Annotated in this window: 15 protein-coding genes; 10 read left to right on the plus strand and 5 right to left on the minus strand. The window is 62.8% G+C overall.

Features of this window, described 5'->3' with window-relative positions; translation table 11 throughout:
* Window positions 1-754 precede the first annotated feature (754 nt).
* Window positions 755-1,075 (minus strand): EscU/YscU/HrcU family type III secretion system export apparatus switch protein, encoded by a 321-nt coding sequence (locus AC0Z8Z_RS23665; RefSeq protein WP_122536808.1) that lies wholly within the window; start codon window positions 1,073-1,075, stop codon window positions 755-757.
* Window positions 1,075-2,694 carry a flagellar hook-length control protein FliK gene (gene fliK / locus AC0Z8Z_RS23670; protein WP_485620730.1) on the minus strand — a complete coding sequence of 540 codons (1,620 nt, stop codon included), beginning with the start codon at window positions 2,692-2,694 and terminating at the stop codon, window positions 1,075-1,077. Before fliK ends, AC0Z8Z_RS23665 begins: the two co-directional genes overlap by 1 nt.
* A 161-nt stretch (window positions 2,695-2,855) precedes the next feature.
* Between fliK and ccmA the strand changes: the two genes are divergently transcribed.
* The 10 genes from ccmA (at window position 2,856) to AC0Z8Z_RS23720 (ending at window position 10,454) form a co-directional block, all read left to right on the plus strand.
* Window positions 2,856-3,491 (plus strand): cytochrome c biogenesis heme-transporting ATPase CcmA, encoded by a 636-nt coding sequence (ccmA, locus tag AC0Z8Z_RS23675; RefSeq protein WP_485620731.1) that lies wholly within the window; start codon window positions 2,856-2,858, stop codon window positions 3,489-3,491.
* On the plus strand, window positions 3,488-4,159 hold the full coding sequence (gene ccmB / locus AC0Z8Z_RS23680) for a heme exporter protein CcmB (RefSeq protein WP_122536817.1): 672 nt from the start codon (window positions 3,488-3,490) through the stop codon (window positions 4,157-4,159). Before ccmA ends, ccmB begins: the two co-directional genes overlap by 4 nt.
* 180 nt (window positions 4,160-4,339) lie before the next feature.
* Entirely contained in the window at window positions 4,340-5,119 is a 780-nt protein-coding gene (locus AC0Z8Z_RS23685) for a heme ABC transporter permease (RefSeq protein ID WP_485620789.1), read from the plus strand.
* Window positions 5,116-5,292: a heme exporter protein CcmD gene (ccmD, locus tag AC0Z8Z_RS23690; protein ID WP_485620732.1), complete on the plus strand. Its 177-nt coding sequence runs from the start codon at window positions 5,116-5,118 to the stop codon at window positions 5,290-5,292. The genes AC0Z8Z_RS23685 and ccmD overlap by 4 nt, the downstream gene beginning before the upstream one ends.
* The gene (ccmE, locus tag AC0Z8Z_RS23695; protein ID WP_485620733.1) at window positions 5,289-5,762 is read left to right on the plus strand and encodes a cytochrome c maturation protein CcmE; all 474 of its coding nucleotides are present in this window, start codon (window positions 5,289-5,291) and stop codon (window positions 5,760-5,762) included. The genes ccmD and ccmE overlap by 4 nt, the downstream gene beginning before the upstream one ends.
* A gap of 3 nt (window positions 5,763-5,765) precedes the next feature.
* Entirely contained in the window at window positions 5,766-7,739 is a 1,974-nt protein-coding gene (locus AC0Z8Z_RS23700; protein WP_122536813.1) for a heme lyase CcmF/NrfE family subunit, read from the plus strand.
* Window positions 7,736-8,272 carry a DsbE family thiol:disulfide interchange protein gene (locus tag AC0Z8Z_RS23705; protein WP_205482737.1) on the plus strand — a complete coding sequence of 179 codons (537 nt, stop codon included), beginning with the start codon at window positions 7,736-7,738 and terminating at the stop codon, window positions 8,270-8,272. Before AC0Z8Z_RS23700 ends, AC0Z8Z_RS23705 begins: the two co-directional genes overlap by 4 nt.
* Window positions 8,269-8,805, plus strand: a complete 537-nt coding sequence (locus AC0Z8Z_RS23710; RefSeq protein ID WP_485620734.1) for a cytochrome c-type biogenesis protein — start codon at window positions 8,269-8,271, stop codon at window positions 8,803-8,805. Before AC0Z8Z_RS23705 ends, AC0Z8Z_RS23710 begins: the two co-directional genes overlap by 4 nt.
* Window positions 8,802-10,007, plus strand: coding sequence for a c-type cytochrome biogenesis protein CcmI (gene ccmI, locus AC0Z8Z_RS23715; RefSeq protein WP_485620735.1), 1,206 nt, complete (start codon window positions 8,802-8,804; stop codon window positions 10,005-10,007). The genes AC0Z8Z_RS23710 and ccmI overlap by 4 nt, the downstream gene beginning before the upstream one ends.
* 30 nt (window positions 10,008-10,037) lie before the next feature.
* Window positions 10,038-10,454 (plus strand): hypothetical protein, encoded by a 417-nt coding sequence (locus AC0Z8Z_RS23720; protein ID WP_485620736.1) that lies wholly within the window; start codon window positions 10,038-10,040, stop codon window positions 10,452-10,454.
* A 728-nt stretch (window positions 10,455-11,182) separates the two neighbouring features.
* Here the strand turns inward: AC0Z8Z_RS23720 and AC0Z8Z_RS23725 are convergent.
* The 3 genes from AC0Z8Z_RS23725 to AC0Z8Z_RS23735 all read right to left on the minus strand — a co-directional run bounded on the left by AC0Z8Z_RS23725 (window position 11,183) and on the right by AC0Z8Z_RS23735 (window position 14,112).
* The gene (locus tag AC0Z8Z_RS23725) at window positions 11,183-12,184 is read right to left on the minus strand and encodes a sulfate ABC transporter substrate-binding protein (RefSeq protein WP_485620737.1); all 1,002 of its coding nucleotides are present in this window, start codon (window positions 12,182-12,184) and stop codon (window positions 11,183-11,185) included.
* A gap of 134 nt (window positions 12,185-12,318) precedes the next feature.
* On the minus strand, window positions 12,319-13,185 hold the full coding sequence (locus AC0Z8Z_RS23730; protein ID WP_485620738.1) for an ion transporter: 867 nt from the start codon (window positions 13,183-13,185) through the stop codon (window positions 12,319-12,321).
* Between the two features lie 45 nt (window positions 13,186-13,230).
* Window positions 13,231-14,112: an urea transporter gene (locus AC0Z8Z_RS23735; RefSeq protein ID WP_485620739.1), complete on the minus strand. Its 882-nt coding sequence runs from the start codon at window positions 14,110-14,112 to the stop codon at window positions 13,231-13,233.
* Window positions 14,113-14,202: the final 90 nt, after the last annotated feature.

Consider the following 14,202-nt stretch of genomic DNA (forward strand, 5'->3'; position numbering starts at 1 on the left):
TCGTTCGAGTAAGAAGTACGCATGCCCATAACACCTCCGATTTGGGCGCCATCTTAGCGCCCGATTGAGATGTCCAAAATCATTAGGCCAGTTCAAGCTCACTCCCACAGGTCTTGCGCCAACCGGAAATCCCGAGCCGAATCACCCTCCCGTGGGAGTCGAGCTTGGTCTCGAAGACTTACTTTCAGCCCCAGAGAAAGTGGCTGAATGCCCCGGCCTCTTCGTGAGCAAGCTCACTCCCACAGGTCCTGCAACAACCGGCGATTTTGGTCAGCCCACCGTCATGTGGGAGCGAGCTTGCTCGCGAAGGCTTACTTTCAGTCCCCGAGACAGTGGCTGAATGCCCCGGCCTCTTCGTGAGCAAGTTCACTCCCACAGGTCTTGCGCCAACCGGGAATCCCGAGCTGAATCACCCTCCCGTGGGAGTCGAGCTTGCTCGCGAAGACTTACTTTCAGCCCCCGAGAAAGTGGCTGAATGTCCCGGCCTCTTCGTGAGCAAGCTCACTCCCACAGGTCCTGCAATGACCGGCGATTTTGAGTCAGCCCACCGTCATGTGGGAGCGAGCTTGCTCGCGAAGACTTACTTTCAGCCCCCGAGAAAGTGGCTGAATGTCCCGGCCTCTTCGTGAGCAAGCTCACTCCCACAGTTTTTAGGCGTCTACCGAGAAACCGTAGAGCACAGAATACGGGTGGGAGGGACCGGGGTGGCGCTCCAGCTTGCTCGCGAAGGCGTCCGGTCATGCGCCACACACCTTCAACGCGGTGTGATGTCCCGCTCCACCGGCCCGGCGTCCGGGTCAAACCCCACCGGGAACTTGCCTTTCAGGCGCCAGGCAAAGGCGATGATTTCGGCGATGGTCAGGTACAGCTCCTGGGGAATGCTGTCGCCCAGTTCCAGGCGGGCGAGCATTTTCACCAGTTCGGCGTTTTCATAGATCGGGACTTTGTACTCTCGGGCGATCGCCAGTATTGCTTCCGCCAGGGCGTCGTCGCCCTTGGCGGTCAGCGTCGGGGCCTGGTGGCCGTCGTAGCTCAGGGCAATGGCCTGACGCGGGTTCTGCTCGGGTGTGCTCATCAGGCGTTCTCGTCAATCCAGCGTTGTTCGAGCACGGTACGTGGGCCCTGGGGCGGCACGCCTCGGTTGCATTCCAGCGCCTTGACGTTCAGACCGCACGCCACCAACCGCGCACGCAGATTATCCAGCTCGCCGGAAATCAACTCAGCGCTGCCTTCGCGTTCCGCCCACAACTGGCTGGCGATGCTGCCGGCCATCAGTTGCGCCTGCACGTGCAGCGGGCCGAGGGGCTCCAGATCGAATGCCAGCTCCACCCGCCAGAGCTTTTCTCGCTCCTTGGTCTCCTGCACTGGCGTGTCGGAATGCTCGTCCCGCTCGGGCGTCTCTTCGCGCTGAACCTTGACCTGCAACGGCACGATGTCGTGGGCGTTGCGCATCGGGATCTCCAGCTGCCATGTGGTGACCTGGGTGCCATCAGCATGGGTACGCGTCTGCTCCAGCCCGCCCAGCTGATGGCTCTGCAGGCGTGAAATCGCCCCCGCCGCGAGCTTCAGCAGCATCTCCAGATCGTCCTTGCTGCCTGGGTGCCCGAGGGTGCGCGGTGGCAATGGAAAGTTGATCGGATCGCTCGGCGGCGCCACCAGCCCCAACGTGCCGAAGGCGCTGCGCAACACGCTGGGCATGGCCCGCGCCAAGGTATTGCCGGCCGCCGCAGCGTCATAACTGACGTTGCCCGGCAGGCCCGGCATGATCTGTGTGACAAGCCGCAGCAGGTTGGCTTTCATGTCCGGCACCAGCGTCGGGTTTTGCCCGACGAGCAAGCGCGATTCCATGAACAGCCCGCTGGCATTCAGCGCCTGGGCCACGCCCTTGGCGGTGGTCATCTGCGGGACATCCGGCAGATCGGCCAGCAGTTGCTCGATGGTGGCCCGCAGCGACGGCGAAAGATTGTCGCCATCGGCAGCCGGCGGCGGCATGTTTTGCAGTGCGGCGATCAGGCCCTGCAGCGAGCCCTGACGGCTTTGCTGGGTCGATAACTGCTGGGCCAGGGCCAGTTCATCAAGGCGATTGGGCAAGGCGACGAAATTCAGCGCCTGACTGTTCTGCACTTGGGCGCTGAGCAGACTGCCGACCCGCAGCGGCTGCGGGCTGTCGACGGTCAGGCTAGTTCCGGCGAGGGCCGTGTTGAGCAGGATGACGATGGAACGGTAACTGGTTGGCAGCGCGCTGGCGGAGGACTGGCCGCTTAATTGCGCGACATTCTGCGCCGCCACTTGAGTGGTCAGTACCTTGCCCTGTAGCAGCGTGCCCGCGGGCAATTGCCGCGTGTCGATGCTGGTCAGGCTGTTGGTAGCGGCTTTCTGCAGGTCCTGCACGCTGATGGTCAAGGTATCCGCCGAACCCTGGGCGACATTGACGTTGGTGCCGGGGGTCAGCGGCAGCGAACTGCTGACGGGGAGGGTGGTTTGCCGGCCGTTGTCCATGGTCAGTTTGAGCAGCAGCTGAAAGTCCTGCCCCAGTTGCTTGAGGCTCACCACTTCAGCGCTGGCCACCTGACCCGAGGTCAACAGCCCTTCACGCGGCTCCATCAGCTTGAGCACTTCGCCCGCCGGCACGCCTGCACGGAGCAAGGCCGTGGCCGCTGCTACTGGAGAAAGATTGGGTATATCGCCTGTCATCAGATCCCGACTCGGTAAATTTGCGCTCTGGGTGGCGGGTCCGGGTATGTATAATCCGGCACCGACTGCGTCGGCGGTCCACCGTTAAGCTGCATCAGTATAACGGCCGTCATGATCCCGACTTGAACCGCCGTGCCGCTGCTACTGAAAAGAAGGTCCCCATGCCGATCCCCGTTCTTGAAGCCGTGGCGCTGACTTGCGAGCGTGACTGGCGCCTGCTGTTCGAGCACCTCGAATTGCGGCTGAGCGCAGGCGACATGGTGCAGATCAGCGGCCCCAACGGCAGCGGCAAAACCAGCTTGCTGCGCCTGTTGTGCGGGCTGATGCAGCCCACCGCCGGCAGTGTGCTTCTGAATGGCAAGCCCCTCGCCAGTCAGCGCAGCGAGTTGACCCGTCACCTGCTGTGGATCGGCCACACCGCCGGCATCAAAGATTTACTCACCCCTCTGGAAAACCTCGCCTGGCTCTGCGCGCTGCACACGCCCGTGGAAACCGCCGACATCTGGCGCGCCCTCGAAGCGGTCGGCCTGCGCGGCTTTGAAGACGTGCCGTGCCACACCTTGTCGGCGGGCCAGCGCCGTCGCGTGGCGCTGGCCCGCCTGTATTTGCCGGGCCCTCGCTTGTGGATGCTCGACGAGCCCTTCACGGCGCTGGACAAACAGGGCGTCGCGCAACTCGAAGCGCACCTGGCGGCGCACTGTGAAAACGGCGGCGCCGTAATGCTGACCACCCACCACACCCTGAGCCGCACACCGTCAGGCTATCGCGATCTGGACCTGGGGCAGTGGGCGGCATGAGTCACGTGTTTACCCTGTTGATCGCCCGCGAAGCGCGCCTGCTGTTTCGGCGCCCGGCCGAGCTGCTGAACCCGCTGGTGTTCTTCGCCATCGTCATCGCCCTGTTTCCCCTGGCCGTCGGCCCTGACACGCAGCTGCTGCAACGCCTGTCGCCGGGGTTGGTGTGGGTGGCGGCGCTGTTGTCCGTGCTGCTGTCGCTGGACGGTCTGTTCCGCAGCGATTTCGAAGACGGCTCCCTCGAACAATGGGTGCTGTCGTCGCAACCGCTGGCGCTGCTGGTGCTGGCGAAAGTGCTGGCGCACTGGGCGTTTTCCGGGCTGGCACTGGTCTTGCTGTCTCCGCTGCTGGCGCTGATGCTGGGCCTGCCCACCGCCTGTCTGCCGGTGCTGCTGCTGTCGCTGCTGCTGGGCACGCCGGTGCTGAGCCTGCTTGGCGCGGTGGGCGCGGCGTTGACCGTCGGGCTCAAGCGCGGCGGTCTGCTGCTGGCGTTGTTGATCCTGCCGCTGTACATCCCGGTGCTGATTCTGGGCAGCGGCGCGTTGCAGGCTGCACTTGAGGGCATGCCCGCGACCGGTTATCTGCTTTGGCTTGGCAGCCTGACCGCACTGGCGGTAACCCTGACGCCTTTTGCAATTGCCGCTGGTTTGAAGATCAGCGTTGGCGAATAATCGCACCCTGACCGAGCGGACAGTTTTTCCGCCGGCAGGTCCTAGACGCTTCAGTCATAAGAAGTGCCTTGCCCTGATAGCGCCTCTGGCGGAGACGCACTGTGATAACGAGCACCGTGATGAAAAGCACCGTGATGAAAAGGCAGCGTGATGAACACAAGCGCCAAGGCTAAAGGCGGCATGAGTTGGGCCTGGTTCCACAAACTCGGTTCGCCCAAATGGTTTTACGGCATCAGCGGCCGTCTGCTGCCGTGGCTGAGCATTGCTGCGGCGCTGTTGATCGGCATCGGCGTGGTCTGGGGCCTGGCGTTCGCGCCGCCCGACTACCAGCAAGGCAACAGCTTTCGCATCATTTATATCCACGTGCCGGCGGCGATGCTGGCGCAGTCCTGCTACGTGATGATGGCCGTGTGCGGCGTGGTCGGGCTGGTCTGGAAAATGAAGATGGCCGACGTCGCCCTGCAATGTGCGGCGCCCGTCGGTGCGTGGATGACCGCCCTGGCGCTGGTCACCGGCGCGATCTGGGGCAAGCCGACGTGGGGCTCGTGGTGGGTCTGGGACGCGCGCCTGACGTCGATGCTGATTTTGCTGTTTCTGTACTTCGGCCTGATCGCGCTGGGCAACGCCATTACCAACCGCGACAGCGCCGCCAAGGCCTGCGCCGTGCTGGCCATCGTCGGCGTGATCAACATCCCGATCATCAAATATTCTGTGGAATGGTGGAGCACCCTGCACCAGGGCGCGACCTTCAGCCTGACGGAAAAGCCGGCCATGCCTGCCGAAATGTGGCTGCCGCTGCTGTTCACCGTTCTGGGGTTTTACTGCTTCTTCGGTGCGGTGCTGCTGATGCGCATGCGCCTGGAAGTGCTCAAGCGCGAGGCCCGCGCCGGGTGGGTCAAGGATGAGTTGATGAAGCACTCAGGCCGCCCAGCGTCACCTCGCCATGGAGCCGAACGATGAGCTTCGAGTCTTTCAGCGATTTTCTCGCCATGGGCAAGCACGGTCTGTATGTCTGGTCGGCTTATGGCATCTGCTTCACCGTGCTGGCGATCAACGTGCTGGCACCGGTTGTCGCGCGTCGGCGTCACCTGCAACAAGAGGCGCGTCGTCTGCGCCGGGAGAGCATTACGTGAATCCGCTGCGAAAAAAGCGCCTGTTGATCATTGTGGCGATCCTCGCCGGGGTCGGCATCGCGGTCAGCCTTGCACTCAGCGCGCTGAAGGAAAACATCAATCTGTTCTACACCCCGACCCAGATCGCCGGCGGCGAAGCGCCCCATGATACGCGAATTCGCGCCGGTGGCATGGTGGTTCAGGGCTCGCTGCAGCGCTCGCCGGATTCCCTGGACGTCACCTTTGCCGTCACCGATTTCAACAAGTCGGTGCCCATCACCTATCGCGGCATCCTGCCTGACCTGTTCCGCGAAGGGCAGGGCATCGTTGCGCTCGGCAAGCTCAATGCCGACGGCGTGGTCGTCGCTGATGAAGTACTGGCCAAACACGATGAGAAATACATGCCGCCGGAAGTCGCCAAAGCGCTGAAAGACAGCGGCCAGCTCGCGCCCGCCACGACGCCCGCCGCTCTCCCGGACAAACAGGGGTAAACGATGATTCCCGAACTCGGCCATCTGGCCATGATTTTGGCCCTGTGTTTCGCCATCGTGCAGGCCAGCGTGCCGCTGCTGGGCGCCTGGCGCGGCGACCGTCTGTGGATGAGCCTCGCCCAGCCTGCCGCCTGGGGGCAGTTTGCATTCCTGGTGTTTGCCTTCGGCTGCCTGACCCATTCGTTCATGGTCGACGATTTTTCCGTGGCCTACGTGGCTGAAAACTCCAACAGCGCGTTGCCGTGGTACTACAAATTCAGCGCTGTCTGGGGCGCACACGAAGGGTCGTTGCTGCTCTGGGCGCTCATCCTCGGCGGCTGGACCTTCGCCGTGTCGATCTTTTCCCGGCAATTGCCCCAGGTCATGCTCGCCCGGGTGCTGGCGGTGATGGGCATGATCAGCGTCGGCTTTCTGCTGTTCCTGATCCTCACGTCCAACCCCTTCAGCCGCATCCTGCCGCAGATTCCCCAGGACGGCCGCGACCTTAATCCGTTGCTCCAGGACATCGGCCTGATCGTCCACCCGCCGATGCTGTACATGGGGTATGTCGGGTTCTCGGTGGCGTTCGCCTTCGCCATCGCCGCCTTGCTTGGCGGTCGGCTTGATGCGGCATGGGCGCGCTGGTCGCGTCCTTGGACCATCGTTGCCTGGGCCTTCCTTGGCATCGGCATCACCCTGGGTTCGTGGTGGGCCTATTACGAACTCGGCTGGGGTGGCTGGTGGTTCTGGGACCCGGTAGAAAACGCCTCGTTCATGCCATGGCTGGTGGGCACGGCGCTGATTCACTCCCTGGCGGTTACCGAGAAGCGCGGCGTGTTCAAAAGCTGGACTGTGCTTTTGGCCATCGCGGCCTTTTCGTTGAGCCTGCTCGGTACCTTCCTCGTGCGCTCCGGCGTACTGACGTCGGTGCACGCCTTCGCGTCTGATCCGGCCCGTGGTGTGTTCATTCTGATCTTCCTGCTAATGGTGGTCGGTGGCTCACTGACGCTATTTGCCATCCGCGCGCCGGTGGTGAAAAGCCATGTCGGTTTTGGCCTGTGGTCCCGGGAAACCCTGCTGCTGGGCAATAACCTCGTGCTCGTTGTGGCCGCGTCGATGATCCTGCTCGGCACGCTGTACCCATTGGTGCTGGATGCGTTGAGCGGGGCGAAGATGTCGGTCGGCCCGCCGTATTTCAATGCGTTGTTCGTGCCGCTGATGGGTTTGCTCATGGCGGTCATGGCGGTGGGTGTCCTGGTGCGCTGGAAGGACACGCCGGTCAAGTGGCTGTTGAGCATGCTCGCGCCGGTGTTGGTCGGCAGCGCGGTGTTGGCGGTCATCGCCGGTTTCGCCATGGCCGACTTCCATTGGGCGGTGCTTGCCACCTGTTTGCTGGCGGCCTGGGTATTGCTGGCCGGCGTGCGCGACCTGTTCGACAAGACACGCCACAAAGGCCTGCTCAAGGGCGCGCGCTCGCTGACCCGCAGTTATTGGGGTATGCAGGTGGCGCACCTCGGCATTGCGGTGCTGGCGCTGGGCGTGGTGTTGTCGAGCCAGAACAGCGCTGAGCGCGACCTGCGCATGGCCCCCGGCGAATCGGTAGAACTGGGTGGCTATATGTTTGTGTTCGAGGGGGCCCAGCATTACCAGGGCCCGAACTTCACCTCCGATCGCGGCACCCTTCGCGTGCTGGAAGACGGCAAGGAAATCACCGTGCTGCACCCGGAAAAACGCCTGTACACGGTGCAGCGTTCGATGATGACCGAGGCCGGCATCGACGCCGGTTTCACCCGCGATCTGTACGTGGCGTTGGGCGAACCGCTGGAAAACGGCGCGTGGGCGGTGCGTGTCCACGTCAAGCCGTTCGTGCGCTGGATCTGGTTCGGCGGGCTCATCACCGCGCTGGGCGGTCTGCTGGCAGCGCTGGACAAGCGTTATCGCGTCAAGGTCCGCACGAAGGTGCGTGACGCATTGGGCCTGACGGGAGCGGCGGTATGAAGCGCTGGATGTTGCTCGGTCCGCTGGTGCTGTTCCTTGGCATGGCGGGGTTGCTGTATCGAGGCTTGTATCTGGATCCGTCGGAATTGCCGTCGGCGCTGATCGGCAAGCCGTTCCCTGAATTCAGCTTGCCTGCGGTGCAGGATGGCAAGCCCCTGACTCGCGCCGACTTGCTTGGCAAACCGGCGCTGGTCAACGTCTGGGGCACCTGGTGCGTGGCCTGCCGCGTCGAGCACCCGGTGCTGACCAAGCTGGCGCAACAGGGCGTGGTGATCTACGGCGTCAATTACAAGGATGTGAACGCCGAAGCGCAGAAGTGGCTCAAGGACTTTCACGACCCGTATCAGCTGAACATCAATGATGAGGCCGGCAGCCTGGGTCTGAATCTGGGTGTGTATGGCGCGCCGGAGACCTTTCTGATCGATGGGAAGGGCGTCATTCGTTACAAGCATGTGGGCGTGATCGATGAGACCGTGTGGCGCGAGAAGCTGGCGGGGCAGTATCAGGCGCTGGTGGATGAGGGCTCAGAATGATCAGCCGGCATGATGTGGCGGCTGTTCGGGCCTCTTCGCGAGCAAGCTCGCTCCTACAGGGGGCTCGGCGGCTGGCGGCTGCTGCGGTACTGGCGTTGGGTTTTGCAGGTGTGGCCCAGGCAGCGATTGATGCCTACACCTTCAAGGACGACGCCGAGCGGGCTCGCTACACCGAACTGACTCGCGAGCTGCGCTGCCCGAAGTGCCAGAATCAGGACATCGCCGATTCCAACGCGCCCATCGCGGCCGACCTGCGCAAAGAAATCTACCGCATGCTTGGCGAAGGCCAAAGCAATCAACAGATTATCGATTTCATGGTCGATCGCTACGGCGAGTTCGTACGTTACAAGCCCGAGCTCAATGCCCACACCTGGCTGCTCTGGTTCGGTCCAGCCGGGCTGCTGCTGGTCGGCGCGGTGTTGATTGGTGTGATTGTCGTGCGCCGTCGCCGCTCAGACCGCGAAGACGCCGACGTGCTTTCCGACGAGGAGCGTCAGCGCCTCGCCCACTTGCTGGATAAAAACCGCGAATGATCGATTTCTGGATGGCCGCCGGCCTGTTGTTGCTGGTGGCCCTGAGTTTCCTGCTGATCCCGGTGTTGCGCGGCCGTCGCGCGCAGACTGAAGAAGATCGCACCGCCCTCAACGTCGCCTTGTATCAGGAACGCATCACCGAGCTGCAGACGCAGCAGGTGGAGGGCGTGCTCTCGGCGGCGCAACTGGACGGCGGCCGTGCCGAGGCTGCCCGTGAATTGCTCGCCGACACCGAAGGCGTGGGTCCCGAGCGGGTGTCCCGCCTGGGCAAGCCGCTGCCGTTGCTCGCCGCGATTCTGGTCCCTGTATTGGCGTTGGGCCTGTATCTGCACTTCGGCGCGTCGGACAAGGTCGAGCTGACCCGGGAATTTTCCCAGCCACCGGGTTCGCTGGCGCAGATGACCGAGCGCCTGGAGCGCGCGGTCAAGGCACAGCCGGATTCCGCCGAGAGCGCTTATTTCCTCGCCAGGACTTACATGGCCCAGGATCGCCCGGCCGACGCAGCGCGGATGTTCGAGCGCGCGGCCAAGCTGGCCGGCCGTCAGCCCGAACTGCTGGGGCAATGGGCCCAGGCGCTGTATTTCGCCGGCAACAAGGCCTGGAGCCCGCAGATTCAGGGGATTGCCGAAGAGGCGCTGAAGCTGAATCCCAAAGAAGTCACCAGCCTGGGCCTGATGGGGATCAACGCCTTCGAAAGCCAGCAGTTTGATCAGGCGGTGAGCTACTGGACGCGGTTGCTGGCGGTATTGCCGCCGGACGATCCCTCCCGCGGAGCGCTGGAAGGCGGGATCAAACGCGCCCGTGACAAGCTCGTACGAAGCGGCGGCACGCTTGAAAACACCCCGCCGGTGGCGGTGCAGGGCGCGCATCTGAAGGTGCGTGTCACGCTGTCGGAGACATTGAAAGCCAAAGTGCAGCCAGGCGACACGGTGTTTGTGTTTGCCCGCGCGGTGTCAGGCCCGCCGGCGCCGCTGGCGGTCAAGCGCGTGACCGTGGCCGACTTGCCAGTGGAAGTCGAGCTGACTGACGCCGACGCGATGATGCCGCAGCTGAAACTGTCGAACTTCGCCGAAGTCCAACTCGTGGCTCGGGTGTCCCGTGCCGGTCAGCCCACAGCGGGCGAATGGGTCGGTCGTAGCCAGCCGTTGCCGAGCAACGTGACGGCGCTGCAGGCCCTGACCATCGACAGCCCCGATCAGTAATCCCGTTAACGCAGCGAGTAGAGAGTCCTTATGTATCGCGTCGCCCGTTTTGCCTTGTTGACTCTGGTGGTGGGATTGACCGCCGCCTGTGCGGTGCAGCATCCAGGGCCGCAGAGTTCCGAGCCGATCCCGACCATCCCCGGTCCGTCGCCGACGCCGCAGCCCGGCACCCCGCGCACGGCGCCAGAGACGCCGCCGTCCACGCCGATCCCGGCGCCGGGCCCGAAAACTTCTTCGCACTTCGCCCCGCCGCCGGGTGGCAACAGTCACTGGGATGCGCGCCTGGGTGTGCATGTGCTGGATAATGTGCCGAATACGTTTTATCGCCAGCGCACGTATTACCGCTGGAACAACGGCTGGACCTGGTCGACTTCGCCCAGCGGGCCTTGGCAGGAAACCGATGCCAGCGGTGTGCCGCCGGGGTTGAGCAAGCAGTTCGGGAATTGAATTAGGCGGGTGGCCTAGTACGCCAAGATCAAGATCAAGATCAAGATCAGGATCAAGGGCGTCTGCCTGGGGGCAGACCGTATCGCCTTCGGCGAGTTACTTGGAAAAGCACCCCAAGTAACCAAGGGTGCTTGCTCCTGGTTGGGCCCTTCGTTCCTCAGGGTTCCTTCACTCCGGTCCCGCTCCGTGGGCCCGCGCCGAACGGGCATCCATGCCCTGACGGCGCTCTCGCCGCATCCATGCGGCTCGGCCCACTGCGCGAGACCTCCGTTCAGCCTGCACCCAAGTCGCGTTCTGCGGTGTCCGGGCTTTTTGTGTATGAAGATCAAGATCAAAAGCAGATCAAAGGCTTCCTGGCTGAAGCCGTTCCTACGGGCGGGCGCGGTCTGTTAGTGGGACTGGCTTTAGCCGGGAAGCTTTTGATCTGATCGTTCCCACGCTCCGCGTGGTAACGCCGCCCTGGACGCTCCGCGTCCCGCAGACGACGGGCATCAAGGCAGATGAACACGGCGGCTTTTCAGGTCGCCGAGATGTCGCGTGGCAAACCCGGTTCATGTGGGAGTGAGCTTGCTCGCGAATGCGATCTGTCTGTGACTTATGTGTTGTCTGGCACACTGCATTCGCGAGCAAGCTCGCTCCCACACGTTCTGCATTCCCCTGTGAATCACCGGTCAAGCCAAACAAAAACGGCGACCTCTTCAGGTCGCCGTTTTCGCATCGTCCGTTGCTTACTTGCCCGGGTAGATCTGATCAAACACGCCGCCGTCATTGAAGTGAGTTTTCTGCACAGTGCGCCAGTCGCCGAAGGTTTTTTCCACTGACAGAAAGTCCACTTTCGGGAAGCGGTCGTTGTACTTGGCCAGCACCGCCGGGTCGCGGGGACGCAAGTAATTGGCCGCCGCAATTTCCTGTCCTTCCGGCGACCACAAGTACTTCAGGTACGCCTCGGCCACCGCGCGGGTGCCTTTCTTGTCGACTACTTTGTCCACCACGCTCACCGGCGGTTCTGCCTCGGCGGAGACACTCGGGTAGACCACTTCGAACTGATCGCGACCAAACTCACGGGCGATCATTTCCGCTTCGTTCTCAAAGGTCACCAGCACGTCGCCGATGTGGTTGGTCATGAACGTGGTGGTCGCGCCGCGGCCGCCGGTGTCGAGCACGGGCACGTGGCTGAACAGCTCGCCGACGAACTTCTTCGCGGCCGCTTCATCGCCGCCGTTCTTCAACGTGTAGCCCCAGGCCGAGAGGTAGGTGTAGCGGCCGTTGCCGGAGGTTTTCGGGTTGGGCACCACCACTTCAACGCCCTCCTTGACCAAGTCCGGCCAGTCTTTCAGCGCCTTCGGGTTGCCCTTGCGCACGATGAACACCGTCGCCGAGGTGAACGGCGCGCTGTTGTTCGGCAGGCGAGTGACCCAGTCCTTCGGCACCAGCTCGCCATTGTCGGCCAGGGCGTTGATGTCGGTGGCCATGTTCATGGTGATGACATCGGCAGGCAGGCCGTCGATCACCGAGCGCGCCTGCTTGCTCGACCCGCCGAAGGACATCTGAATCGTCGCGTTTTCCTGATGCTCGGCGCTCCAGTGTTTCTGGAATGCAGCGTTGTAGTCCTTGTAGAAATCGCGCATCACGTCATACGACACGTTGAGCAACGACGGCGCGGCGGCCTGTGCAGCGCTGCCCAGGGCCAGTCCTGCGGCGAGCAGGGAAGCGGCGAAGATCTTTTTCACTGTGAATTCCTTGTGGCGTTGAGCAGGGGGCGTTTAGTGAATCGCTCTTGAAAGAGCCGCTGTTATAACCAAGCGCGATGGCGAATTGCTGGCGACTATAACCAAAGTCCTCAGCGGCCCAATAGATCAAAAACTCATGTGCTTATATCCCGTTGCGCGTCTGCCGGTGCAGGCATCGCACCGAGCTTGGGAAACAGCGCATTGCCGCAGCGCGAACAGAACGCCGCGTTGGGTTCATGGGCGTTCTTGGCGCAGACCGGGCAATCGTGCTGCAGCTGATCGCCGCGCATGGCATTGGCCAGTTCGGCGGTGAAAATCCCGGTCGGCACGGCGATGATCGAGTAACCGGTGATCATGACCAGCGACGACAGAATCTGCCCGATCGGGGTCTTCGGCACAATGTCGCCAAAGCCCACCGTGGTCAGCGTCACGATCGCCCAATAGATGCCCTTTGGAATGCTGGTGAAGCCGTGCTCTGGCCCTTCGACGACGTACATCAGCGTGCCGAACACCGTCACCAGCGTCGACACGGTGGCGAGAAAGACAATGATCTTCTGTTTGCTGCCACGCAGGGCCGCCAGCAAATAGTTGGCCTGCTTCAGATAGGGGCTGAGCTTGAGCACGCGGAAGATCCGCAGCATCCGCACCACGCGCACGATCAGCAGGTACTGCGCATCGCTGTAATAGATCGCCAGGATGCCCGGCACGATGGCCAGCAGATCGATCAGGCCGTAGAAGCTGAACGCGTACTTGAGGGGTTTGGGCGAGCAGTACAGGCGCACAAGGTACTCGACCGCGAAGATGAAGGTGAAAGCCCACTCGACCCAGGCCAGGGGCGTCGCGTAGTTGCGGTGGACGGCCTCGATGCTGTCGATGATCGCCACGAGCAGGCTGCAGAGAATGAGCACCAGCAGGATCTTGTCGAAGCGTCGACCGGGTTTGGTGTCACTCTGAAAAACGATGATGCGTAGCTGTTCGCGCCAGCTGATGGTGCTGTCCATGGGGTCGTTCCGCGTGCAAGGTCGGCAGAGCGTGGGACAAAGCGCTCAGGAGCGCAACCTGTCATCGCTGATCGACTTGTGCAGCAGCCGGGCGCTGGCCTGCACCAGCCAGCAGGCCAGAATGAACGGCGCGGTGAGGGTCGGAAGCCCCATAGCTGCAAACCCCGGCTGCAGCAGAATGGACAGCGCGATGGCGCTCGCCGGGAGCCAGGGTTTGTGCCGCGCCTGACTGAAGGCCAGTCCGGCCAGCGCCGGGTTATAGCCGCACAGGCCGGGCAGCGGCAAATCGGGCTGCGACTGCCACAGCACGAAAGCGAGGCCGCTGATGCAACCGACAAAGGCCCAGAGCGCGGCGCGCCGATTGGCGATCAGCAGCCCGACACCGATCAGCAGCCCTGCCAGCGGATGATCGAGCAAGAAGACCTGACCAAACCCCAAGGGCAGGGCGTGGATCGGGCTCATGTCTGCGACGCCGATTGAAGTCGGCTCGACAAACATCAATAACAACCAGCCAAACAGCACGAAGGGCGCGGTGTAGGCGTTGAGGCACGTAGTGCGCGGCGTGCGTTCCAGCCAGGCGTGCATGAGCATCGCGCTAAGTCCGCCGCAGGCAATGGTCAGCAGCGGCACCAGTGGCGACCATTCGACCTGAGAACCGATCAGCAGCCCGAGCAAGATGCCGTTGTAGCTATAGAGCCCGTCTTGGCGCCGGCTTTTCGAGTAGCCGCGACGTTGCGCCGTGAGCAAACCGGCGACGGCACCCAGCAGCGCGCCGCCCAGGGAGGAGGGCGCGCTGATCAGAATCGCCAACAGACAGAAAACCCCGCAGACGGGGCTGCGTTGCAGCAGCACCTGACTGAACCCGTTGAGCAGGGCTTCGGCCCAGTCGGGGCAGTGGTGGGGGGATGCAGTGGGAATGGTTGGCATATATGTATTCAATAGTTTTAGTTATTGTATACATAATGACTTGAGGTACGTAGCTCAGCAAGGTTGTAGGCAAGCTACATCCGCTTCATC

This window comes from Pseudomonas sp. 1L-C-7-B-C1 (genome assembly GCF_057291635.1).